Consider the following 22,718-nt stretch of genomic DNA (forward strand, 5'->3'; position numbering starts at 1 on the left):
CTGGGATGCAATTTATTCGCCAGAACTGAAAGGGAGCGCCCCATTTTCGTCTAACCAGACCAGAGCGTCAAAGTAGCGACGTATGTTATCAACGTAATGTACCGCAACATCGCCACGCGCATATCCATATCTTGTGCTTCGATAGTAGCGCTTTTTTGTCAACAGTGGTAGTCGTTTTTTAACATCTGCCCAGCTGTGTGGATCGCCACCCTGCTGTGCCGTTAATTTGAGAGCATCACGCACGTGTCCCATACCAACGTTATACGCAGCAAGCGCCAACCAAGTTCTATCTGGATTACTGACCCCATCGGGAACGCGAGCAATTAAATTGGCGAGATAGCGGGCTCCGCCACGAATATTTTGTTCAGGCTTTAATCTGTGTTTTACACCGACACTTTTGGCGGTACTTTGCGTGAGCATCATGATACCTCGAACACCTGTGGGGGATTTGGCTCGTGGGTTCCACATTGATTCTTGATAACTCAAGGCTGCAAGTAGTCGCCAATCTAAGTCATATTGTTTAGAGTAGGCAATGAACCACTCGGCATATTTGGGTAAAGTTTGTTTACTCGCTTCAACAAAAGCAACGGTATTGACATAATTGAAGCGCGTAACATGACCAAAGTATTTCTCTTCCAGTGTCGCTAATTGGCCACTGCTCTGCATCTTCGCAAAGAATGGCATCAATAGCGCGTATAGCGAATCATCTGTTTGGCGTTTCATAACCCAAGCGATGGGATCTGACTGCGAGACAGAGAAGGCTATGCTGAGATTTGGGTGATAGCGCCGAAACAAGGCCAGAGAGTGTGAGTCCACAATGGTATACTCTATTTCATTATTGAGAATACCGAGCAGTAGCTCCTCTTGATCGAGTAAAGTGGTTGTCTGCCATTGTAATTGAGGGTAGTTAACTTTGGCTTCTTCAAGTGATAATACATGGTGACTATTGGCGAGTACTGTTACGGGGGCCTCAAGTTGAGCGTAATTTCTGGGTCTTTGCTTCCCTTGTTTGTACACCAATTTTTGGCTTATCTGTCGATAATAAGGGCCAAAGCGAAATGATTCTGTTCGGCTTGGGTGATAGCTTATGCCCGAAGCCACGACATCTAATTGGCCTTGCTCCAAGCTGGCAAAGAGTTTTTCCAGATTAAAAAAAGGGATAACTTCAAGTTGAACGCCAAGCTCATGAGCGAATGCGCCTGCTAATTCAAATTCAAATCCTTCCTCTTCTGTGTGGCCCTGATAATAAGTCGCAGGTCCGACTAAGGTACCCACTTTTAGTGTATTATTCGCCTTGATTTGCTGCAATTGGTTAGGAGGGGTTTTATCACACCCTATGAGAAACATGCTCACTAAGCAAATTGAAACGAAACAAGTCAACCGAAGAATTACCATACCCACCCTGATTCAGTTTATTCTGAGCCTGAAATACCTTTGTAAATTATCTTGTTAGAAATTGAAAAACAAAGAGTACCGTATAAATCATATCCATTAATTTGTATGCTCGCAGTTAAATTGAATTTTGTGAAGCGGGTTTTTTTCGATAAATGACAATTTTGAGTTAAATCTGTGCGTCAATTCGACTATAATAGCGGCCCAAAATATCGTTCAATCCTTAACCCCGGATGAAATATCTATGTTAATCCTACGTGGTGCACCTGCACTTTCTGATTTTAAAGTCCAAAAGATACTTAAAAGCTGCGCGGATGCAGAATTACCTGTTACTGGTGTTTACGCTGAGTTCATGCATTTTGCTGATTTAACTGCTGAACTTACAGAAGCAGAGTTAGATAAACTGAGCAAGCTGTTAACGTATGGGCCAACTGCTGTTGAACATACGCCAGAAGGCGCACTCGTTTTAGTGACGCCTCGCATCGGTACTATTTCACCATGGGCATCAAAAGCGACCGATATCGCTAATAACTGTGGCCTAGATAAGGTACATCGTGTTGAGCGTGGCATCGCCTATTATGTTGAAGGTGAGCTAAGCGCTGCGCAACTAAATGAAGTGTCTAAGCTACTTCATGATCGTATGACTGAGTCTGTACACAGCCAATTAGAGGATGCGGGTCAGTTATTCCGTGTTGAAGAGCCGCGCCCAATGTCATCTGTAGACATTCTTGGCGGTGGCCGTGAAGCACTTGCGACGGCAAACGTTGAGCAGGGTTTTGCATTAGCGGATGACGAAATTGACTACCTAGTAGAAAACTTTCAAAAATTAGGCCGTAACCCGAACGACATCGAGCTATTCATGTTCGCACAAGCGAACTCTGAGCACTGTCGTCACAAGATTTTCAACGCCGATTGGACAATCGACGGTGAGCAGCAGCCTAAGTCGCTGTTCAAAATGATCAAAAATACCTTCGAAACGCACCCAGAAAACGTATTGTCTGCATATAAAGATAACGCGGCAGTAATGAAGGGTTCTAAAGCGGGTCGTTTCTTCCCGAATAAAGAAGGTGAGTACAACTACAATCAGGAAAACATTGAAATCTTGATGAAAGTTGAAACGCACAACCACCCAACGGCGATTGCCCCTTTCTCGGGCGCATCAACGGGCTCTGGTGGTGAAATTCGTGATGAAGGTGCTACAGGTCGTGGTTCTAAGCCTAAAGCGGGTTTGGTTGGTTTTACCGTTTCTAACCTCCGTATTCCTGGTTTTGAGCAGCCGTGGGAAACAAACTTTGGCAAGCCTGGCCGTATTGTCAATGCATTAGATATCATGATTGATGGCCCACTAGGTGGTGCGGCGTTCAACAACGAATTTGGTCGCCCGAATCTACTTGGTTACTTCCGTACCTACGAAGAAAAAGTGAACAGCCACAATGGTGAAGAGGTGCGTGGTTACCACAAGCCAATCATGCTTGCAGGTGGCCTTGGTAACATCCGTACTGAGCATGTTCAAAAAGGTGAAATTCCAGTTGGCGCTAAGCTAGTCGCGTTAGGTGGCCCTGCGATGAACATCGGTCTGGGTGGGGGGGCTGCATCATCAATGGCATCTGGTCAGTCAAACGAAGACTTGGACTTTGCGTCAGTACAGCGTGAAAACCCAGAAATGGAGCGTCGTTGTCAAGAAGTGATCGACAAGTGTTGGCAGTTAGGCGACGAAAACCCAATCGCGTTTATCCACGATGTGGGCGCGGGTGGTCTATCAAACGCATTCCCTGAGCTAGTTGACGACGGTGGTCGTGGTGGTAAATTCCAACTACGTAACATCCCGAACGATGAGCCGGGCATGGCACCACATGAGATCTGGTGTAACGAATCACAAGAACGTTATGTACTAGCCGTAGCGGCAGAAGACTTTGACCGTTTTGAAGAAATTTGTAAGCGTGAGCGCGCGCAGTACGCTGTAATTGGTGAAGCAACTGAAGAGCGCCATTTAACCGTTGCGGATAGCCACTTCGACAATAACCCTGTCGATCTTCCACTTGAAGTACTACTAGGTAAAGCACCTAAGATGCACCGTGACGTTGAGTCGAAGCAAGTATCTGGTGAAGCACTTAAGACTGACAGCATTGACGTAGAAGAAGCAGCTAAGCGTCTACTTCGTCTACCGACGATTGCAGAGAAAACATTCCTTATCACAATAGGTGACCGTACGGTTACGGGTTTAGTGGCACGTGACCAAATGGTTGGCCCTTGGCAGGTACCAGTAGCAAACTGTGCTGTAACAGCAGCAGCGTTTGACACTTACCACGGTGAAGCAATGTCAATGGGTGAGCGTACACCTGCAGCACTTCTAAACTATGGTGCATCAGCACGTTTAGCTGTTGCAGAAGCGCTAACGAACATTGCTGGCGCAAACATTGGCGGCCTTGAGAACATCAAGCTATCTGCAAACTGGATGGCAGCCGCAGGCCACCCAGGTGAAGACGCAGGTCTTTATGAAGCAGTAAAAGCTGTGGGTGAAGAGCTATGTCCAGCACTTGGTCTAACGATTCCTGTTGGTAAAGACTCAATGTCAATGAAGACGACTTGGCAAGACAACGGTGAAGATAAAGCGGTTACCGCACCTCTTTCTCTTGTGATCACTGCATTTGGCCGTGTAGAAGACATTCGTAAAACGGTCACGCCACAGCTTCGCACTGATAAAGGTGACTCAAGTCTAATCCTAGTTGACTTAGGTGCCGGCCAAAACCGTATGGGTGCATCAAGCCTTGCGCAGGTTTATAAGCAACTTGGTGATAAGACACCGGATGTTGATAGCCCAGAGCTATTAAAAGGTTTTTACAACGCAATGCAAGCGCTAGTCGCTGACGAGAAGCTACTAGCTTACCATGACCGTTCAGACGGTGGCTTATTCACTACCGTTGCTGAAATGGCATTTGCAGGTCGCACAGGTGTGACAGTAAACCTTGATAGCCTAACAGGCTCTGACATCGAAGCACTTTATAACGAAGAGCTAGGTGCAGTCATTCAGATTCGCAATTCTGACCTTGCAGCAGTTGAAGCTGTGTTAGCAGATAACGGCCTTGCAGCTATCAGCCACACTATCGGTGCATTAAACGCAGAAGATAAAGTTATCTTCAACCGTGGTGGTGAAGCAGTACTTGCAAATACACGTACTGAATTACGTACTATTTGGGCTGAAACGACTTATAAGATGCAAGCACTTCGTGATAACCCTGAGTGTGCTAAGCAAGAATTTGATGCAAAATTTGACGAGAAAGATCCAGGCCTAAACGTAAACCTGAGCTTTGACCTTAACGAAGACGTTGCTGCACCTTACATTGCTACGGGTGCCAAGCCTAAAATGGCAATCCTTCGTGAGCAAGGTGTGAACTCTCATGTTGAAATGGCAGCAGCGTTTAACCGTGCTGGATTTGCAGCAGTTGACGTGCACATGAGTGACATCCTTGAAGGTCGTCTAACGCTAGAAGAGTTCAAAGGGCTTGTCGCATGTGGTGGCTTCTCTTACGGTGACGTACTCGGTGCCGGTGAAGGCTGGGCTAAGTCAATTCTATTCAATGACATGGCACGTGACCAGTTCCAAACATTCTTTGAGCGTCAAGACACGTTCAGCCTAGGTGTGTGTAATGGTTGTCAGATGCTATCGACACTGAAAGAGCTTATCCCAGGTACTGAACACTGGCCACGTTTTGTAACCAACAAGTCAGAGCGTTTTGAAGCTCGTTTCAGCCTTGTTGAAGTGCAAGAAAGCCCGTCAGTATTCTTCCAAGGTATGGCTGGCTCTCGTATGCCAATTGCGGTATCTCACGGCGAAGGCCATGCTGAGTTTGCAAACGACGCAGCAGTGAAAGCAGCATTGGAGTCTGGCACGGTAGCAGTTCAGTACGTTGATAACTTTGGTCAGCCCACGACGCAATACCCGAACAACCCGAATGGTTCACCAGAAGGTATCACAGGTATCACGTCAACAGATGGTCGTGCAACAGTAATGATGCCGCACCCAGAGCGTGTATTCCGTGCAGTAGCTAACTCTTGGCACCCAGATGAGTGGAAAGAAGATAGCCCGTGGATGCGCATGTTCCGTAACGCACGTAAAAACGTGGGGTAAAACACGACCGAAACGAAGTTTCGCAGCGTGTTTTACGCGAGTCATGGATGACGAGCCGGGCCGCAGCTTCAGGACGAATTAGTCTGCACTGCCTTAACTAGCTTTAAAGAAAAGGTCACTTCGGTGGCCTTTTTTGTAGCTTTAAAAAAGCGAACGCTTGGCAGTGAACTATTTTCTGGTTGGCTTGTATTTCAAAGCAACGTTGAATTCGGGTTCGCCGAAACGTCCAAATTTTTATTGTCTTCTCTGTGCTATTTTACAACTTCTTACTTAGTTCTACATTACATTGTTTCAATGATGGCTTACACTAACAGCCTTAAGTCGCTAATTTATCTAGGAACAAATGCGCCGCAATGTTTTAGTCACAGTGATGGTTTTGCTACTGACACTAATCATACTTTATTTCTGCCGGGTGCCGCTAAGTTTGGTCGTAGCCAAGTACGTTCTGCCGCAAGGGAAAATCACATGTTTGGATTGGACCTTTTCTGGGTTAACAGAGGTTGAAGTAAGCGAAGTTTGTTTTGAAAATGATGACTTCAAGGCGAAGGGGAAAAACATTACTGTAACCTCTGAACGCATTGATATTAGTTCGTTGGCAGTTGCGCACGTAAAAACTCAAAAAAATATCGACAATAGTGAGGTGCAAAAACTCAACATCCCCATGAATGCGCACCGCCCACTAGTTAGCATCAATCAATTGAGTATCAGTTCTCACCTTTTAAAAAAGCCCTTAAATGCTTCCGTCACCGAGATGAAGCTGAATCAGTTTGCATTCACTGGCGATGTTATTGCCAAGCTTGAGCTATCCGTCGACAACTTGAATGTAGATTTTGATTTGACGAGCAATTTTCTAGCGCCTTATTTACCAGAGCCAATCAAAGCGTTTTCGGGAATGCTGCATTTTTCTACAGATGGCTTGAGTATTACATACGATGCAGATCTTAACTTCAGAGCTAAATACCAACAAGAAGCGCAATGTGAAATAGCGCTATTAGGCCGTGGACAGGTCACTGGCAACTGGGACTTCAACCACGCTAAAGGCGCTGTAAATGCAACATCTTTGCCCTTGGATATAAACTTGTCACATTGCGAAGACTTATTAGATCTTCAACAAGAGTTGGCTGTGTTAAGGTTAAGTGAAACCTGGTCAGTCTTGAGCACTGAAAATATTCAGATTAACAAATCAGACATTATCCTACCGAGCTTGAGGGTATCAGACTCCCATGGTCAAACGGATATTCAGATAGACACTTTACTAGTGAATCTTGACAGCCAACAGGTTCAAGGAAAGTTGGTGTTGAATCACTATGGGCTAGGGCTTGGTTTAGTCGGTTTACAAGCAGCATTGCGTTATGGAGCTCAGGGGCTTGAACTCTCTGGTGATTGGGTTGCCAGTAATCAACAGCTAAATTTACCAAACGGCATGGAGTTTAGAGATATCGTGAGTCAAGGCGCCTTTACGTTGAAGGGCGATCCTTTGCAATCATTGGCGCTTGAATCTAGCGCTCAACTGACGGCAGGCAAGGCGGTGATCCACAATACTCAGTTAGAAAACACGGAGTTAAATGTCAATGTCGCGTCGACTATAAACCCAGCAGAGAGGACAGCAAAGGCGCTTTGGCCCATTGTTATCGATAAATTCGACATGCAGTTAACAGCTGAGCGTTATCAACTGCAAGCTTTGTCAGGTAAGTACGTTTTATTCCAAGGCAATGCGAAGTTAGATGAATTTGGCGCATTGATAGCGAACACCGAGTTAGATTTGGGATCATTTAAGATCCACGAGGTGCGAGGCAAAGACATTCATCAGACAGCGCGTATGGTTGGTGAGGTTACTCGACAGGGCTTGACTGGCGAAATCAACGGTGAGATGCATCTTGGCTTAGTGGCGACCCCCCAGCTGTCTTTTAGAGATACGACTTTGACTACGTCAGGGACGGTGAAAGACAGCATAAAGCTGGAGCACATTGCATACTCAGATGAATTCGAATTAACAATTGAGCATATACTGGATGGCGAAATTAATCAGATACGCGTCGATGTGCCAAAGCAACGCTTTGTAACACTTCAGCCTATGATGTATCAGTTAGTCCCCCAATTGCAATTGAGTGAGGGCTTAATATCTGCAACTGCGATAGGGGATTTGACCGCGCAAATTTATCGGTTTGACCTTGAGCTAGAAGAGGCGGGGGTGCTCTACGATTCTCACTATATTCGTGGTATCAACCTTCCCCTAACCGGTGCATATGAACGTGCTCAGTTGGTTGTGACTGATACGACACTTAATGTAGCGGAGGTTCGTTCAGGTGCCGTGTTAACGGATTTATCTGCTCGACTCTCAACGCAGCAGGGCACGCTGGCTTTGAAAGATATTCACGCTAAAATTTTTGATGGAGACGTGACGGCCGAGCAAGTGACATTGTCACAGAGTGATCAACGTTTTCTAATTGAGGCACATAACTGGGATCTTGCGCTTATCTCTGACGCGGGCAAAAGTGCGGGTGTTGAACTTAGAGGTCGTGTGTCAGGTCAACTACCTGTGCTCATAGAGCAAGGCGAAATAGCAATAACGCACGGCAAACTGAGAAATATTGATGTGGGTTTTCTAAGTATTGAGAACAATGAGTCTGTAGAGGCATTGAAGTCTCATCAGGCTGGTATCGATACCGCGTTTAGTTTGTTGGAAAGTTTAGATATCGAAAAGTTGTCTAGTGACGTGACATTGTCTCCAGATGGCTGGCTGGACTTAGCGGTTGAGATTGCTGGTGTCAATGCGCAAGCACAGCAACCCATAAACTTTAATTATACGCATAGCGAAAATATCTTTCAGTTGTTTAGGGCATTGCGTTTAAGCGATGAAATAACCAATGAAGTAGAGAAGGCATTAAATAAATAGGAGCAAGAAAGCATGAAATGGATGCTAACCCTGATGCTGGTTGTGTTGACGTCAGCATGCACACATAAAGTGCAGGTAGAGACGAAAGAGCCAATCACTATCAATTTAAATGTAAAAGTGGATCACGAGATCCGCGTAAAAGTAGATAAAGAGCTAGATGATTTGTTTAGCGAAGACAGTGAACTATTCTAAGGAGCTAGAACATGAAAGCGAAAATGATATTGACAACAATTGCAGCAGCATGCTTAAGCTTCTCTGTAATGGCAATGACAATCAACGATGCTAAAACTCAGGGGTTAGTGGGAGAAAATGCGTCCGGCTACCTTGGTGTGATCAAAGGCTCATCAGACGTCAATAAGTTGGTTGCCGAAATCAATAAAAAACGCAAAGCGAAATATCAACAGCTAGCCAAGAAAAACAAGATTAGTTTGGCACAGGTTGAAAAGTTAGCAGCAGAGAAAACGTTCAAAAAGACATCTTCTGGTCATTTTATTCAAGTGAATGGTCAATGGGTAAAAAAATAAAGTGAATGTAGCGCCGCTCAAGCGCTACAACAAAGAGCAACTGCAGTTACTTATGTGCAGTACATTGTACAAGTAACTGTTGCCAGAATGCTTCGCCTTTTCGTCTGGCAAGCCGAATATTATTGTCTGGAATAGACTCCGGGTCATCATACTGCGCTAGCGCTAAAGCCATACTCTCTTCACGGATAAGATGAAGGGTAGGAAAAGGAGCGCGATTGGTATAATTGGCAGGGTCATCGTCAACACTGTCAGCGAACACATAATCTGGATGAAAGTTGGCGATTTGATATTTACCTTCAAACCCCTGCGCGCAGAGCATTGCGTTAGCTAGGTCGACTAAGTCTAAAAAGTCATCAAAGTGTGTAAATCCTTCAGAAAAGATAAGTAGTGTGGTTTCTCGCTCAGGCGTGCTATCAAGCGCAAAGCATTCGTTCAGCATATCCATGACGGCATCTTCGGGCGTGATGGCTGAGCTTACTTGATAGTGAATCGTTTGTTGTTCGACTTCTTTTCGTGCAAAGGGGCAAAAGTTAAATTTGACGATAACTTTGCTTACCCAACTTTGCATTGAGGTTATGACTTGCTCAGACATCTACTGCTCCAATAATGAATCTATGACTTTGAGGGTGTGGTCGATGGCGCCCTGATTTTTTGCAAGGCATTGATGAGCATTCTCACCTAGCTTCCGTGCGTCAGCTGAGTCGCTGAGATAGTGTGTTACTTGTTCTGCTAATTGGTCTGTATTTTGACAAATGTTAGCCCCTTTCATTGCCATCAGTTCAGGGTAAATATGTGAAAAATTATAGATGCTTGGTCCACTGAGAACGCCGACGGCACTGGCCGCCGCTTCGAGCGGGTTGTGACCGCCTCGTTCAATTAAGCTGCCACCGACAAAGGCGATATCCGCGCAGCCATATAAAAATTTCAGTTCGCCAAGTGTATCTGCTAAAAGCACGTGCGAGTGTGCAGTATAGTGCTCACTGCGGCGGCTCACTGTTAAATTCGTTTGTGTCAACAAGCTTGCAACCGGTTCAAACTGTTCTGGGTGGCGCGGTGCGATGATTAACAAGGCATTTGGGTGAGTGCTGAGCACTAACTGGTGCGCGGCAATAACTTGTTCATGTTCTTTTGGGTGTGTAGAGCCCGCGATCCATATAGGTCTATTGCCGATCAATGTTTGCAATGCGGTGAGCTTACTTTTATCACTGTCCTCGATTTGAATATCAAACTTGATAGAACCGGTTGATTGTACTCGCGTTTTCTCTAGACCTAAGGCGACGAAGCGGGCGCCATCTTCCTCATTGTGGCTGGCAAGGGCATCAATGTGTGCCATTAATCCTCGGCTCAGAGCGGCAAAGCGCTTATAACCTTGAAAAGATTTTTCAGATAAGCGTGCATTGACAACAGCAACAGGACAGTTTTGCTGTTTTGCATAGTGAAAAAGGTTTGGCCACAACTCGGTTTCAAGCACAATTAACAGTTTAGGTTTGAGCTTTTTAATAAATTTTCGCGTTGCAAAAGCCAGATCTAAGGGCAAATAGCATACGTCGACCGAATCGCCAAATTGCTTTTGTATTTCTTCTCTCCCTGTTGGGGTATTACATGTGACTAAGAAGCGTTCAGCAGGATATGTTGACTGTAAGCGTTTGATTAGGGGGGAGGCGGCAAGCACTTCGCCCACAGAGGCACAGTGAATGATAAATCCATTGGTCGTAATGGTGCTGTCAACATGGCCAAACCGCTCAGAAAAGTGCGCTCGATAGCCGGCGTTTTTTTTACCTCTTATTTGATAGAGATATAAGGTAATGAGTGGGCTGAGTACGAGTAATAGTAATGAATAAACGAATCTGGTCATGGCGAATAGTGACTAATAAAAGGGTATATTAACCCGCTTAGAGAAGAATGAAAATTGCTATAACAATTTTACACATTACCGAGCGTGCTCAAAAGCAGTAAATTTGCTAGTATGCTGGCCTTATTGTGATTTCTAACGAATTAAAATGTTGTCTATTTCTAAAAGCGTATTATTTGCTGTTTCTCTTCTTGGGCTAAGCTCAACAATGGCATTGGCGATGCCAACCGCGTATTTACCCATTGGTAAAGATAAGATACTTGAATATCAGATAGAAAAGATGTTCACGTTAACCGCTGTGACGCCAATGACCAAGCCCTATCGTATTACAGAGATAAATCAACACATTGTGAAGTTAGGCGAGATTGATCCTGCGTTGCAAGCTAGTATTCGAGCACGAATCGCACCTTACTTAGAGCGAGATGCAATTACACGGCGTGGTGTGAAGTTGCGTATCGATTCAGGAGAAGCGCAAAAGCTTGCCAATGATCGTGGCAACCATTCTAGTGAATATGCTGAATTATCACTAGACGGTATTTACAGAGGCAGCGATAACACATTGATGCAGCTTGGCGTAGAGTATCGTGTAGAAGCTGGCAAGCTCGTGCCTTACAATACAATTTATGCCTTGGGTGGAGACAATTTACAGTTAAATCTGGGTTATAAAGAGCATTGGTTTTCACCATTTAAACATTCAGCACAAGTATACTCTACTAATGCGAGGTCGCCTTTATCGGTGTCTCTAGGCCTAAATTCTCCCCTTAAGAACTGGTGGAACTTTGACTTCGAACTGTTTTATGCCGAGCTAGAGCATGTCGAAAAGGGGATTGACTATCAGGGGCAGTTACACGATGGCACGCCAAGGTTGGCAGGTACACACATCAGTATAGAGCCATTGAAAAATTGGAAATTAGGATTAAACCGCGTGATGCAATTTGGTGGTGGACCAAGAAAAGTTGCTTTTAAAGATGTTGTTAAAGCGTACTTTGACCCTGCTGGAAGCGATAACAGTGGTTTGACTGGCAGCACGGATAGTGAGCTAGGTGACCAGTGGGCTACGGTAACAACGTCCTTCAAGACAAATTGGGTAACACCTGTCGAGTGGTATATTGAGCATGGCGGAGAAGATACTCGAGAACATAAAAACTACTTATTCGGTAACTCAGTGACAAGTTATGGTGCGTATGTGCCGACATTGACACAAGACATATCCCTTAGATATGAGTATTCGGATATCAGTGAAGCATGGTACACCCACCACATTTACCCAACCAAAGGAAATAGTATCGATGACTTCATTTTAGGCCACTTTGCGAGCAACCATCGCAACTTTAACCATGGCGTTGCAACAACCAGCCAAGTATTAGAAATTAATTATCATGAGAGCTTAGACTCAATGTGGAGCGTCCAGTATACCGCGATTGAAAATCAGAATGATGACAAATTTGAGTACAAGAAAATGAATGAACTTAAACTGTCAAACACGAGAACAATTAGTCGCTACCAAGTTGAAACAAGTCTGACCGCGGGCAAAGATGTTTATGGCGAGAATTACACTTGGCTATCAGTCAATGTATACTGGTAATACACGGGTAAGAATAAAAGATAAAGCAGTTTTTTAAACTGGCTACAATATTAAGGATCACTATGTCTGTGAATGACCAAATAGCAAACAGCTACTTAGACAGCTTGAATCGCCACATGGCGCTGTTTTCAAAAATGGCGGACTATCATGATGAGTCGATAGCGCTGCTTAAACAATGTCAAAAAACACTACAAGCTGGTGGAAAGGTAATTTGGTTTGGTAATGGTGGTAGTGCTGCAGATGCGCAGCACCTTGCTGCAGAGTTCGTCGTGCGTTATAAGCTTGAACGCGGGCCGCTAGCTTCTATGGCGTTAACAACAGATACATCTATTTTGACTGCACATAGTAATGACTACCATTTTAATACTGTTTTTGAAAGGCAAGTTCAGGCTTTATGTAAGCCGGAAGATTTGGTGATAGGCTTAACAACCTCTGGCACAAGCGAAAATATTAACTTAGCCCTTGCCGCTGCAAATGAAATTGGTGCGTTCACCGTTGCATTAACTGGCCGTGAAGGCGGTGTGGTTAAAGACATTGCCAAACTGCCTATTATTATTAAGTTCGATGAAACTGCTCGGATCCAGGAAGCACATATGTTTATTGGGCATTGGCTTTGTGAAGCGGTTGACTTGCTAATCGCGGAGCAAAACAAATGAATCTAAGTGCCTTACAAAACCTTCATAGTGCAAATGTATTAGTCGTAGGTGACGTAATGCTTGATAGGTACTGGCATGGAGATACTGGGCGTATTTCTCCTGAAGCGCCAGTACCAGTCGTCAAAGTTAGCAGCTTGGAAGACAAGGCGGGTGGCGCGGCAAATGTTGCAAAAAATATTGCGCACTTAGATGGCAAAGTAGGGTTATTGGGACTTATCGGTAAAGATGACAATGGTGATAAACTCAATAGTATCCTCCAAGCTGAAAGCATTGACTCTCAGTTAGTTGCGGTTGATGCATTGCCAACGATTGCGAAGATGCGGGTGATCAGCCGCCATCAACAAGTCGTGAGACTTGACCTTGAAGAGCCGTTTGAAAACGCGCACAGCAAGTTACTGACCACGCAATTGGAAGCCGTGGTTGATAACTATGACTTTGTTTTATTCTCTGATTACAACAAAGGTGCACTTTCGAATATTCAAGAGATGATTCAAATTGCTAAAAGGGCAGGCAAAACGGTGCTTGTCGATCCTAAAATGAGTGATTTGTCATTTTATAAAGATGCCGACTTTATTACGCCGAATCTGAATGAGTTTAAGTTAGCCGGTGGAGATCCAACCACTGAGCAGACATTAACGGATAGCGCGCGTAGATTGATCACTCAATCTGGAGTAAAAGCGATGCTCCTTACACGCTCAGAGCAAGGTATGTCCCTGATCACAGAAACAGAGAAATATGATTTTCCGGCGCAAGTACTTGAAGTGAGCGATGTAACGGGGGCTGGCGATACGGTTATTGCAACCCTAACCACCATGTTAGGGGCTGGGATGAGTGCGAAGGATGCTGTTGAGATGGCAAACTTGGCAGCAGGTATCGTGGTCGGCAAATTAGGTGCAGCCACAGTGTCTCCAGAAGAACTGAGCGCCAAACTCGGCCAATACTTGAGAGCAACCGGTGAGCACTATCAAACACCATTTGAAGATGTATTGCAGCACATTGAATTTGCAAAGCAAAATGGCGAAAAGATCGTATTTACGAATGGTTGTTTTGATATTTTGCATGCTGGTCATGTGCGTTATTTAGCACAGGCAAAGGCCATGGGCGATAGGTTAGTTGTTGGCCTGAATAATGATGAATCAATTGCGCGTCTCAAAGGTGAAGATAGACCAATTAATCCGTTAAATGAACGCGCCATGGTATTATCCGCTTTGGCTTCAGTTGATTGGGTTATCCCTTTTGGTAAAGTTGAAGAAAACGACACCCCAGCCAACCTGATCGCGTCAATCAGCCCTGATATATTGGTCAAGGGTGGCGACTATAAAGTGGCAGAAATAGCGGGGGCTGATCATGTACTGAATCATGGTGGGCAAGTAGAAGTGTTGACTTTTCTTGACGGTTGCTCCACTTCTAACGTAATCAAAAAAGCGCGATTAACCAAAGGTTAGTGGGTATTCAACGCTTTTTGGTAAGCTTCAATGAGCACTTGCCAATCAGTATCTGTAAAATAGAAGGCCGGCCATTTGCCGGCTTCTTTCTTAAAAGACCTTTTTAACCTATCCATGTTTGATTGTTGCCATGCCTGCTCGGGGGCACGCAAATCTCCTTTATCGAAGTCTATTAAGTACACCTTGCCGGTTTGGTCAAACAGTATATTATTTATATTCAAGTCATCGTGGTATGCGCCTTGTCGATGAAACAGGGCAATGGTCGTGCCTACAGCGGCAAGTGCCTGTGCCGATAAGGCTTTTTGTTGGAGCTGTTCACAGAGGCTTGTTGCGCCCGAAATTGCTTCGGTAAGGATATCGGCACGGTAAGTACCCCATTTTACTTCTACATTGGCCGCGAGTGGCCTTGACACTGGTAATTTTAACGCATCTAATTCTGTTAATAACTTAAACTCTTGAAAGACGCGAGTATTTTCAAGACCTGTGTACAGGTATTGATCTGACAATAACTTACCAATCAGGCCTCCTCGCCAATAATGTTTGAGCACGGCGATTTTGTTGTCTTGGTATTTAACAAACCATGCTGCAGCTCGACCCTGCTTGCTCGTGACAATCGCATCTTGGTCACGCCAAAATTGAACATTAAACCAAGTTGTTTGAATATCTAACTTTGAGTCATCTGGTATAAGTAAGTATTGATTGTTGGTTTTTTTTACCGTGAGCATGATTTACTGAATAAAAGACAATGTGCCGCAAGTTTAGCGATTTTTTGGCAAGAGTAAAATGCACAAGTGTTGCAAATCAGGGTGATTAATTTAAGATCAGGCGTTCATAAAATTACTTGGTAGGGCTGCGTGTCTAATTCTCTCTCTTCTATTTGTATCTTAAGATTGTCTGCCATCGGTGACGTATGCCATGCAGTGTCGGCTGTGCAAGCTATTCAGAGGGCTCACCCAAATGCCAAAATTACCTGGGTCCTCGGTAAGGTTGAAGCCATGCTTTTGACTGACTTACCTGGCGTAGAGTTTGTCATCTTTGATAAAAAGCGTGGCAAAGCGGCATTTAGAGATCTGAAATCGCATTTTAAAGGTCGCAAATTCGATGTATTGCTGCATATGCAAGTTGCTTTTAGAGCAAACATCGCGGCGTTACATATTCCCGCAAAAATAAAAATTGGGTTTGACAAAGGGCGCTCAAAAGAACTGCATTCTTTGTTTGTTAATCAACGTATCGAACCTCAACAGGAACCCCATGTTTTAGAAGGCTTCCAGAATTTTGCACGTGCCATTGGTGCAGATATTGATCATGCCTGTTGGGAAATGCCATATACAGAAAAAGATGAATTTCAAGCGAAGGCACTACTCGATGGGTTGAATAAGGTTTTTGTTATCTCTCCTGCTGCGAGTAAAAAGGAGCGTAACTGGTTACCTGAGCGATATGCGTTATTGGCAGATTATGCTGCCGAAAAAGGCTTTGATGTCGTTATAACCGGAGGCCCGACTGACATGGAACGTGACCTCAGTGAAGCAATCATAAAGCATGCACACTGTGCTATCACTAATTTGGTTGGTAAGACGCAATTAAAAACGCTGTTGTGTGTATTAAAAGAGGCTAAATTAGTATTAGCACCAGATACTGGGCCAGCCCACATGGCTGTGACTGTAGGGACACCGGTGATCGGTTTGTATGCACACTCTAACCCGAAAAGAACAGGTCCTTATCTATATCAGCAGTATGTTGTTGAGGTGTACCACAAGAATTTACTTGCTCAAAAAGGAAAAACAGCAGCACAGTTACCTTGGGGAACACGCGTGAAAGGGCAAGACCTGATGGCACAAATCGACGTTGAGCAGGTTAAATCCATGTTCGATACCGTTGTAATACAAGAGCAATTATGAAGTACAAAGCTGTTTTTTTAGATAGAGATGGTGTGATCAATCATGATCATGCCTATGTTCACACCATTGATGAGTTTGATTTCATAGACGGGGTTTTTGAAGCTTGCCAACGTTTTTGCCAAGAAGGGTATAAAATCATCGTGGTGACCAATCAGTCTGGTATTGGTCGAGGTTACTATGATGAACAACAGTTTAACTTGTTGAGCGAATGGATGTGTCAGCAGTTTGCAATGCATCAAGTTGAGGTGAGTGGTGTGTATTTTTGCCCTCATCACCCTAAAAAAGCCTTGCCGGAATATTTACAACGGTGTGATTGTCGCAAGCCTGAACCAGGCATGTTACTGAGAGCCATGCAAGAGCACGATATTGATCCGGCGCAGAGCATCATGGTCGGTGATAAATTATCAGACATGGGGGCCGCAAAAGCGGCGGGCGTTACGACTAAAATCCTCGTAAGGTCGGGACAAAAATTTGATGAAGAAGGAGCCTCAGAGGCTGACTTTGTATGTGATGCACTGTCGGATGTGCCGAACATTTTGTTCAAGGACGCATAAATATTTACAGTTGGCTAAAACAACATAATCACAATTCGTGCATTTAGCTAGCGAACCTTTTAAAATATACTCAAGTTATGTAATGCATTCATACAAAAACTGAGCAATGAGCTTGGGTATGACTTTTCATTTGGTGTGTATCCGATTTTTGTTGATTTACTCTAAACACAAGCGTCTAGCGAACAGTGACAAATATACGTGGCAAACCGTGTTGGTTGGCTGCAGTATCATTCGCCAATTCGATAGTGTGTTCGGTAGCGAAGCAAGTTTTGTTTACACACTCCGTGCAACCAATGGAGACTCTACATGAGAGCAGCGGCATTTTACAGCCAACTTCAACAAAAAATAGAAGAAGTAAAAGCTGAAGGTTTATATAAAAAAGAACGTATTATCACTTCACAGCAACAAGCTGAAATAGCAGTTTCAACAGGTGAAAGTGTAATCAATTTTTGTGCAAACAACTATTTAGGTTTAGCAAACCACCCAGAGCTAATTGAAGCTGCACAACATGGGCTTTCTGATCACGGCTTTGGTGTTGCCTCAGTACGTTTCATTTGTGGTACGCAAGATATTCACAAGACGTTGGAAGAAAAAATCAGCGCATTCCTAAAAACAGAAGACACGATTTTATATTCTTCATGTTTTGACGCAAATGCGGGTTTGTTCGAAACGATTTTAGGCCCAGAAGATGCCATCATTTCTGATTCACTAAATCATGCATCAATCATTGACGGCGTACGTTTATGTAAAGCGAAACGTTTCCGCTACGCGAACAATGATATGGCTGATTTAGAACAGCAATTGATCGCAGCGACAGAAGCGGGTGCAAAAACCAAGTTAATCGCGACTGACGGTGTGTTTTCAATGGATGGTGTAATCTGTAACTTAAAAGCGGTTTGTGATCTGGCTGATAAGTACGATGCATTGGTCATGGTCGATGATTCTCACGCAGTCGGCTTCGTTGGCGAAAATGGTGCAGGCACAGCTGAATACTGTGGTGTTATGGATCGCGTTGACATCATTACGGGTACTTTAGGTAAAGCCCTCGGCGGTGCATCAGGCGGTTATACATCAGGTAAGAAAGAAATCGTTGAGTGGCTACGCCAGCGTTCGCGCCCATACTTATTCTCAAACTCTTTGGCTCCATCTATCGTAACGGCATCTATCCGAGTGTTAGATATGTTAAAAGATGGCAAAGAGCTTCGTGAAAAGTTATGGGAAAATGCGGCATATTTCCGCAGTGAGATGGAAGCTGCTGGCTTCACTTGTGCAGGTAAAGACCATGCCATTATTCCGGTAATGCTGGGCGATGCAAAAGTCGCGGCAGAAATGTCTGATAGATTGTTGGCTGAGGGCATTTACGTTATTGGTTTCTCTTTCCCTGTCGTACCAAAAGGTCAAGCACGTATTCGTACACAGATCTCTGCTGCGCACACTAAAGAGCAACTAGATAAAGCAATCGCTGCATTTATCCGCATTGGTAAAGATTTAGGTGTGATTTAATAGCTAGGTGCCTTTTTGGCACCTACTTTTTAACGAGTGAATATTATGAAAGCATTATCCAAGTTGAAAGCTGAAGAAGGGATCTGGATGACTGATGTGCCAAAACCAGAAATGGGGCACAATGATCTACTTATCAAGATCCGCAAAACAGCGATCTGTGGTACGGATGTCCATATCTACAAATGGGATGAGTGGTCCCAAAATACCATTCCTACCCCAATGGTTGTTGGCCATGAATATGTAGGTGAGATTGTTGATATGGGCCAAGAGGTTCGAGGATTCAATGTTGGAGATCGCGTATCCGGAGAAGGCCATATTACATGTGGGCACTGTCGTAACTGTCGCGCAGGACGCGTTCATTTATGTCGCAACACGATTGGTGTCGGTGTAAATAGAGAAGGTTCTTTCGCAGAATACCTTGTGATCCCTGCATATAATGCATTTAAGATTCCAGACAATATTTCAGATGAATTAGCATCTATCTTTGACCCGTTTGGCAATGCTGTTCATACCGCACTTTCATTCGATTTAGTGGGTGAAGACGTGTTGATTACTGGTGCGGGCCCAATTGGCATTATGGCTGCTGCGGTAGCTAAGCATGTTGGTGCACGTCATGTAGTCATAACGGATGTAAATGAGTACCGCCTAGAGCTTGCAAGAAAAATGGGGGCAACAAAAGCTGTCAACGTCGCAACTGAAAAGCTCGAAGATGTGATGCAGGAACTCGGTATGACAGAGGGCTTCGATGTTGGGTTAGAAATGTCAGGGGTACCTGTTGCGTTCAATAGCATGCTCAACAACATGAACCATGGCGGAAAAATTGCTATGTTAGGCATTCCTCCAAGCGATATGGCCGTTGATTGGAATCAAGTCATTTTTAAAGGGCTTGTAATCAAAGGTATTTATGGGCGAGAGATGTTTGAGACTTGGTACAAGATGGCAAGCCTCATCCAGTCGGGCTTAAACCTAGAGCCGATAATCACTCATGAGTTTCATGTTGATGATTTCCAAAAAGGCTTTGATACAATGATATCTGGCCAATCAGGCAAAGTAATTTTGAATTGGGCTGAGTAAGTTAAGTTACTGTTGAACGCCCATAAAGTGTGATTGCGGTTAGTGAGTTTATGATTAACCGCAATAATAAAAGATTTTTAAAGAGAGTAAGATGTCTTTTAAACATATCACCACAGAACAAACTCATGAAATGATGTCTCGCGAAGACGTTGTGATTGCAGATATTCGTGACCCTAATTCATATTCTGCCGGACATATCCCAGGTTCCGAGCACCTTTCCAATGAGAATCTCGCGCAATTTATGCAGGAAAAGGAGTTTGAACAACCGATCATTATCGTATGTTATCATGGGATCAGCTCGCAAAATGCAGCGAATTATTTGGTCGAGCAAGGTTTTGAAGATGTGTACAGCATGGATGGTGGGTTTACCCAGTGGGAACAATCTCAACCAAATAGTATCGAAAGATGAGAGTCCTAGGCTCCTTTTCTGACCCGAGGGCGGTTCAAGGAGTCTCTGACTACCTAAAAACTCAAGGCATTGAGTGTACATTGCGCAGTGAAGATGGCCACGTCGTCACTGTGTGGGTCAAAGAACAAGATTATCAGCAAGCTGTGCCCATTTGGAATGCGTTTCTTAAAGACCCTAGCGGTAAAAAATACAGCCAAGCTTCTTGGTTGGTGGGGGCCACGAATAGCCCTTTGAAGTATGAAAGTACAGACTTAAATTTATTTACGCGATTTCTTCGTCTCAACTGGCTCCTGCAAGCCGTTACCATCATCAGTATTTTATTGTTTGCCAGCTTTTTTATTTTTGACGCCACACGCATTTTTAATGCACTAAAGTTTCATATCGACAAGCCCTTGACTTGGTTTACCCCAGCTTTGGTGCATTTTGGCATTATTCACCTACTGTTTAACCTTAGTTGGTGGTTGCATTTAGGTAATCAAATCATTAGTAGAACAAGCTTTTATACCTTATCTGGGCTCTTTTTAACCAGTGCATTAATCAGTAATTGGGCACAGTTTTTAATGGTTGATGCCGAGTTTGGCGGGCTCAGTGGTGTCGTTTATGCGCAGTTAGGCTTTTGTTGGGTATACTCATCGCTTCATAAACATCAGCCACCCATTCTGTCGAAGCCAGTCATTGGCTTGATGTTAGTTTGGATGGTGTTGGGGTTTGCCGATGTGCTCTTTATCAGTATGGCCAACTGGGCCCATCTGTTTGGTTTGCTATCAGGGGTAGGCATTGCCTTTTTACATGCGCAGGTTAATGGTAGAGATACTTAGTAAATAACACTTCTCTGATAATTTCTTGCCCAGTCTCTTCTTTTAGCAGTGATTTAAGCTTGGCTGCACAACGTTGCCTTATTTCTTCACGACCAGTAAGAGATTTGATTGTTTCTTCAGGCTCCTTACTGAGAATTTGAACGACCGCATCTCGAAGTAAGGGGGTATGGTGTTCCACAACGGCAATATTAGAGATGTCGTCCAGCATCAGATCGATAGTGACTCTCACATACCCTAACTTCTTATTAGATTGGCCGATATAATTAGTGATGATATCGGGTTCGAAGCCAAAATAGCCAACAGTTGACTCAGCTTTAAGCTTAAAACTCAAGGTGCTTACCAATAGTGCTATTAACAATAAATGAAAACGAACCATAATTGCCTAAAAAAGTAACCAAATATCAATAATAAGCTTAGTTTATACTTAAATCTAAAACATGAACAGCAGGCAATAAGATAATCACGAACTTTTTTGCATTGCTAAGCTTTGGTATGATGGCGGCGATTGAATCTTTATTGAATAATTGAATTGCTAAAAAATCCTATTTCCCTAGATTATCAGTGGTGTGGCGTTAACCAACTGAAAGAAGATGCACCTACGTGGTTGCACGATAGACTAGTTGAGCAGGGGTCCTTGACTGCTTTACTCAAACGTCAGTGTGCGCAGTTTAGCGTACAGGTGTTAGATGAGAAGTTGATGACACCGCCACAAAGCATTGCAAAGCTGCTTGGCACAGGGCTGGAACAAAGCTTGTGTAGAGAAGTACTGTTGTTATGTGACAATGCGCCTCATGTATACGCGCAGAGTTGGATAACTGATGAAGCGAATGAGCTAGGACTGAGCAATGTCGGCAATAAGCCTTTAGGAGAAAGACTATTCCAAGAGTCTGATTGGCACCGAGGTGAGCTTGAAGTGTGTCACATTGAATGTGCTGAGAGCCAAAAGCAACTAGCAGAGTTGTTTTGTGCATCTTTAGGACCTTTGTTTGCGAGGCGAAGCATATTCACCAATCAAAATGCTAAAGTTTTGGTGTGCGAAATATTCAACAATGGAATTGAATAAATGAAAAGTTCGGTATTGCAACTCTCAAATTATCCAGAATACAAGCAGCTTATGAGACTGGATAAACCCATAGGAACATTTTTACTTTTATGGCCAACAATGTGGAGTGTGTGGTTGGCCTCAAATGGTTCACCTAGCCTATTGCATATATTTGTATTTGCAATGGGGACTTTCCTAATGCGAAGTGCTGGTTGCGTTATCAATGATTTTGCAGATAGAAAAGTCGACGGGGCCGTAAAACGGACCGCTCAGCGACCCTTGGCGCGTGGTGCTGTGTCATCAAAAGAAGCATTGTATCTATTTTTCGTTCTTGTTATTGCTTCTTTTGCATTGGTGTTGTTGTTGAATTGGCAAACGATTTTGCTTTCGGTAGGTGGTCTAATTTTAGCTGCAATGTATCCTTTTATGAAGCGTTACACACACTTACCTCAGGTAGTTTTAGGGGCGGCTTTCAGCTGGGGGATCCCTATGTCGTTTATGGCAGCGTCGGGAGAAGTGCCTATGCTTGCATGGTATCTATTTTTTGCGAATTTATTATGGACGGTTGCGTACGATACCATGTATGCCATGGTGGATAGAGATGATGATTTGAAGATTGGGATTAAATCAACCGCGATTTTGTTTGGGAAATGGGACAGACATATTATTGCACTCTTAAATCTGTGCTTTATGGCAATTATGGCCAGTGTTGCATTAATGACCGAGTTAGGAATGTGGTTTTGGATTGCATTTAGCATCGCTGCGATGATTTTAATGTATTTGCAAAAAGAAATCGTCACCCGAGATCGTGAGGCTTGCTTTAAAGCATTCTTAAACAACAATTACGTTGGAATGGTACTCTTTGTAGGCGTTTTGTTTGGCTGACACTGCCCACATCTAAATATTTAGGATGTGGGCTTGGTGCGTCAAGTAGAAGAGAA

At 43.9% G+C, this 22,718-nt stretch carries 21 protein-coding genes; 16 read left to right on the forward strand and 5 right to left on the reverse strand.

Features of this window, described 5'->3' with window-relative positions:
• Positions 1-12 precede the first annotated feature (12 nt).
• Complete coding sequence (mltF, locus tag L1286_RS16125) at positions 13-1,395, reverse strand: membrane-bound lytic murein transglycosylase MltF (protein WP_235408072.1); 1,383 nt, start codon at positions 1,393-1,395, stop codon at positions 13-15.
• 241 nt (positions 1,396-1,636) lie between these two features.
• On the opposite strand from mltF, the gene purL reads away from it, so the two are divergent.
• From purL to L1286_RS16145, 4 genes are all read left to right on the forward strand, one after another.
• On the forward strand, positions 1,637-5,521 hold the full coding sequence (gene purL, locus L1286_RS16130) for a phosphoribosylformylglycinamidine synthase (protein ID WP_235408073.1): 3,885 nt from the start codon (positions 1,637-1,639) through the stop codon (positions 5,519-5,521).
• A gap of 343 nt (positions 5,522-5,864) precedes the next feature.
• A complete protein-coding gene (locus L1286_RS16135) occupies positions 5,865-8,417 on the forward strand; it encodes an intermembrane phospholipid transport protein YdbH family protein (protein ID WP_235408074.1) in 2,553 nt (850 codons plus the stop codon).
• Positions 8,418-8,429: 12 nt separating this feature from the next.
• On the forward strand, positions 8,430-8,609 hold the full coding sequence (locus L1286_RS16140; protein ID WP_063359409.1) for a YnbE family lipoprotein: 180 nt from the start codon (positions 8,430-8,432) through the stop codon (positions 8,607-8,609).
• 11 nt (positions 8,610-8,620) lie between these two features.
• A complete protein-coding gene (locus tag L1286_RS16145) occupies positions 8,621-8,941 on the forward strand; it encodes a YdbL family protein (RefSeq protein WP_235408075.1) in 321 nt (106 codons plus the stop codon).
• A 46-nt stretch (positions 8,942-8,987) separates the two neighbouring features.
• Here L1286_RS16145 and L1286_RS16150 read toward each other — a convergent pair whose 3' ends face one another.
• Positions 8,988-9,533 carry a DUF1415 domain-containing protein gene (locus L1286_RS16150; RefSeq protein ID WP_235408076.1) on the reverse strand — a complete coding sequence of 182 codons (546 nt, stop codon included), beginning with the start codon at positions 9,531-9,533 and terminating at the stop codon, positions 8,988-8,990.
• The gene (waaA, locus tag L1286_RS16155) at positions 9,534-10,796 is read right to left on the reverse strand and encodes a lipid IV(A) 3-deoxy-D-manno-octulosonic acid transferase (RefSeq protein WP_235408077.1); all 1,263 of its coding nucleotides are present in this window, start codon (positions 10,794-10,796) and stop codon (positions 9,534-9,536) included.
• Positions 10,797-10,941: 145 nt separating this feature from the next.
• On the opposite strand from waaA, the gene L1286_RS16160 reads away from it, so the two are divergent.
• From L1286_RS16160 to hldE, 3 genes are all read left to right on the forward strand, one after another.
• A complete protein-coding gene (locus tag L1286_RS16160) occupies positions 10,942-12,378 on the forward strand; it encodes a capsule assembly Wzi family protein (protein ID WP_235408078.1) in 1,437 nt (478 codons plus the stop codon).
• A gap of 62 nt (positions 12,379-12,440) precedes the next feature.
• Positions 12,441-13,034: a D-sedoheptulose-7-phosphate isomerase gene (locus tag L1286_RS16165; RefSeq protein ID WP_235408079.1), complete on the forward strand. Its 594-nt coding sequence runs from the start codon at positions 12,441-12,443 to the stop codon at positions 13,032-13,034.
• Entirely contained in the window at positions 13,031-14,479 is a 1,449-nt protein-coding gene (gene hldE / locus L1286_RS16170) for a bifunctional D-glycero-beta-D-manno-heptose-7-phosphate kinase/D-glycero-beta-D-manno-heptose 1-phosphate adenylyltransferase HldE (protein WP_235408080.1), read from the forward strand. Before L1286_RS16165 ends, hldE begins: the two co-directional genes overlap by 4 nt.
• Here the strand turns inward: hldE and L1286_RS16175 are convergent.
• Positions 14,476-15,204: a 3-deoxy-D-manno-octulosonic acid kinase gene (locus tag L1286_RS16175; RefSeq protein WP_235408081.1), complete on the reverse strand. Its 729-nt coding sequence runs from the start codon at positions 15,202-15,204 to the stop codon at positions 14,476-14,478. The two genes, hldE and L1286_RS16175, sit on opposite strands and share 4 nt — an antisense overlap.
• A gap of 129 nt (positions 15,205-15,333) precedes the next feature.
• On the opposite strand from L1286_RS16175, the gene L1286_RS16180 reads away from it, so the two are divergent.
• From L1286_RS16180 to glpG, 7 genes are all read left to right on the forward strand, one after another.
• Complete coding sequence (locus L1286_RS16180) at positions 15,334-16,377, forward strand: glycosyltransferase family 9 protein (RefSeq protein WP_235408082.1); 1,044 nt, start codon at positions 15,334-15,336, stop codon at positions 16,375-16,377.
• Entirely contained in the window at positions 16,374-16,931 is a 558-nt protein-coding gene (gene gmhB, locus L1286_RS16185) for a D-glycero-beta-D-manno-heptose 1,7-bisphosphate 7-phosphatase (protein WP_235408083.1), read from the forward strand. Before L1286_RS16180 ends, gmhB begins: the two co-directional genes overlap by 4 nt.
• Positions 16,932-17,049: 118 nt before the next feature.
• A complete protein-coding gene (locus L1286_RS16190; RefSeq protein WP_235408084.1) occupies positions 17,050-17,241 on the forward strand; it encodes a hypothetical protein in 192 nt (63 codons plus the stop codon).
• Entirely contained in the window at positions 17,238-18,434 is a 1,197-nt protein-coding gene (locus tag L1286_RS16195; protein ID WP_235408085.1) for a glycine C-acetyltransferase, read from the forward strand. The genes L1286_RS16190 and L1286_RS16195 overlap by 4 nt, the downstream gene beginning before the upstream one ends.
• A 45-nt stretch (positions 18,435-18,479) precedes the next feature.
• On the forward strand, positions 18,480-19,508 hold the full coding sequence (gene tdh / locus L1286_RS16200) for an L-threonine 3-dehydrogenase (RefSeq protein WP_235408086.1): 1,029 nt from the start codon (positions 18,480-18,482) through the stop codon (positions 19,506-19,508).
• Between the two features lie 91 nt (positions 19,509-19,599).
• The gene (glpE, locus tag L1286_RS16205) at positions 19,600-19,917 is read left to right on the forward strand and encodes a thiosulfate sulfurtransferase GlpE (protein ID WP_235408087.1); all 318 of its coding nucleotides are present in this window, start codon (positions 19,600-19,602) and stop codon (positions 19,915-19,917) included.
• Positions 19,914-20,735 carry a rhomboid family intramembrane serine protease GlpG gene (gene glpG / locus L1286_RS16210; protein WP_235408088.1) on the forward strand — a complete coding sequence of 274 codons (822 nt, stop codon included), beginning with the start codon at positions 19,914-19,916 and terminating at the stop codon, positions 20,733-20,735. Before glpE ends, glpG begins: the two co-directional genes overlap by 4 nt.
• Here glpG and L1286_RS16215 read toward each other — a convergent pair.
• Positions 20,716-21,111, reverse strand: coding sequence for a flagellar basal body-associated protein FliL (locus L1286_RS16215; protein WP_235408089.1), 396 nt, complete (start codon positions 21,109-21,111; stop codon positions 20,716-20,718). The two genes, glpG and L1286_RS16215, sit on opposite strands and share 20 nt — an antisense overlap.
• 153 nt (positions 21,112-21,264) lie before the next feature.
• Between L1286_RS16215 and L1286_RS16220 the strand changes: the two genes are divergently transcribed.
• Positions 21,265-21,798 carry a chorismate--pyruvate lyase family protein gene (locus L1286_RS16220; RefSeq protein WP_235408090.1) on the forward strand — a complete coding sequence of 178 codons (534 nt, stop codon included), beginning with the start codon at positions 21,265-21,267 and terminating at the stop codon, positions 21,796-21,798.
• Positions 21,799-22,662, forward strand: coding sequence for a 4-hydroxybenzoate octaprenyltransferase (gene ubiA / locus L1286_RS16225; RefSeq protein ID WP_235408091.1), 864 nt, complete (start codon positions 21,799-21,801; stop codon positions 22,660-22,662).
• The last annotated feature ends 56 nt before the right edge of the window (positions 22,663-22,718 follow it).

The organism is Pseudoalteromonas sp. SMS1 (assembly GCF_021530565.1).
GTDB lineage: Bacteria > Pseudomonadota > Gammaproteobacteria > Enterobacterales > Alteromonadaceae > Pseudoalteromonas.

What these genes read in the sequence shown, in the direction of transcription:
- glpG (WP_235408088.1), top strand. Translation starts at nt 19,914, where the DNA reads ATGAGAGTCCTAGGCTCCTTTTCTGACCCGAGGGCGGTTCAAGGAGTC.
- L1286_RS16135 (WP_235408074.1), top strand. Translation starts at nt 5,865, where the DNA reads ATGCGCCGCAATGTTTTAGTCACAGTGATGGTTTTGCTACTGACACTA.
- L1286_RS16145 (WP_235408075.1), top strand. Translation starts at nt 8,621, where the DNA reads ATGAAAGCGAAAATGATATTGACAACAATTGCAGCAGCATGCTTAAGC.
- purL (WP_235408073.1), top strand. Translation starts at nt 1,637, where the DNA reads ATGTTAATCCTACGTGGTGCACCTGCACTTTCTGATTTTAAAGTCCAA.
- ubiA (WP_235408091.1), top strand. Translation starts at nt 21,799, where the DNA reads ATGAAAAGTTCGGTATTGCAACTCTCAAATTATCCAGAATACAAGCAG.
- L1286_RS16150 (WP_235408076.1), bottom strand. Translation starts at nt 9,533, where the DNA reads ATGTCTGAGCAAGTCATAACCTCAATGCAAAGTTGGGTAAGCAAAGTT.
- tdh (WP_235408086.1), top strand. Translation starts at nt 18,480, where the DNA reads ATGAAAGCATTATCCAAGTTGAAAGCTGAAGAAGGGATCTGGATGACT.
- glpE (WP_235408087.1), top strand. Translation starts at nt 19,600, where the DNA reads ATGTCTTTTAAACATATCACCACAGAACAAACTCATGAAATGATGTCT.
- L1286_RS16160 (WP_235408078.1), top strand. Translation starts at nt 10,942, where the DNA reads ATGTTGTCTATTTCTAAAAGCGTATTATTTGCTGTTTCTCTTCTTGGG.
- waaA (WP_235408077.1), bottom strand. Translation starts at nt 10,796, where the DNA reads ATGACCAGATTCGTTTATTCATTACTATTACTCGTACTCAGCCCACTC.
- gmhB (WP_235408083.1), top strand. Translation starts at nt 16,374, where the DNA reads ATGAAGTACAAAGCTGTTTTTTTAGATAGAGATGGTGTGATCAATCAT.
- hldE (WP_235408080.1), top strand. Translation starts at nt 13,031, where the DNA reads ATGAATCTAAGTGCCTTACAAAACCTTCATAGTGCAAATGTATTAGTC.
- L1286_RS16190 (WP_235408084.1), top strand. Translation starts at nt 17,050, where the DNA reads ATGACTTTTCATTTGGTGTGTATCCGATTTTTGTTGATTTACTCTAAA.
- L1286_RS16140 (WP_063359409.1), top strand. Translation starts at nt 8,430, where the DNA reads ATGAAATGGATGCTAACCCTGATGCTGGTTGTGTTGACGTCAGCATGC.
- L1286_RS16175 (WP_235408081.1), bottom strand. Translation starts at nt 15,204, where the DNA reads ATGCTCACGGTAAAAAAAACCAACAATCAATACTTACTTATACCAGAT.
- L1286_RS16195 (WP_235408085.1), top strand. Translation starts at nt 17,238, where the DNA reads ATGAGAGCAGCGGCATTTTACAGCCAACTTCAACAAAAAATAGAAGAA.
- L1286_RS16215 (WP_235408089.1), bottom strand. Translation starts at nt 21,111, where the DNA reads ATGGTTCGTTTTCATTTATTGTTAATAGCACTATTGGTAAGCACCTTG.
- L1286_RS16165 (WP_235408079.1), top strand. Translation starts at nt 12,441, where the DNA reads ATGTCTGTGAATGACCAAATAGCAAACAGCTACTTAGACAGCTTGAAT.
- mltF (WP_235408072.1), bottom strand. Translation starts at nt 1,395, where the DNA reads ATGGTAATTCTTCGGTTGACTTGTTTCGTTTCAATTTGCTTAGTGAGC.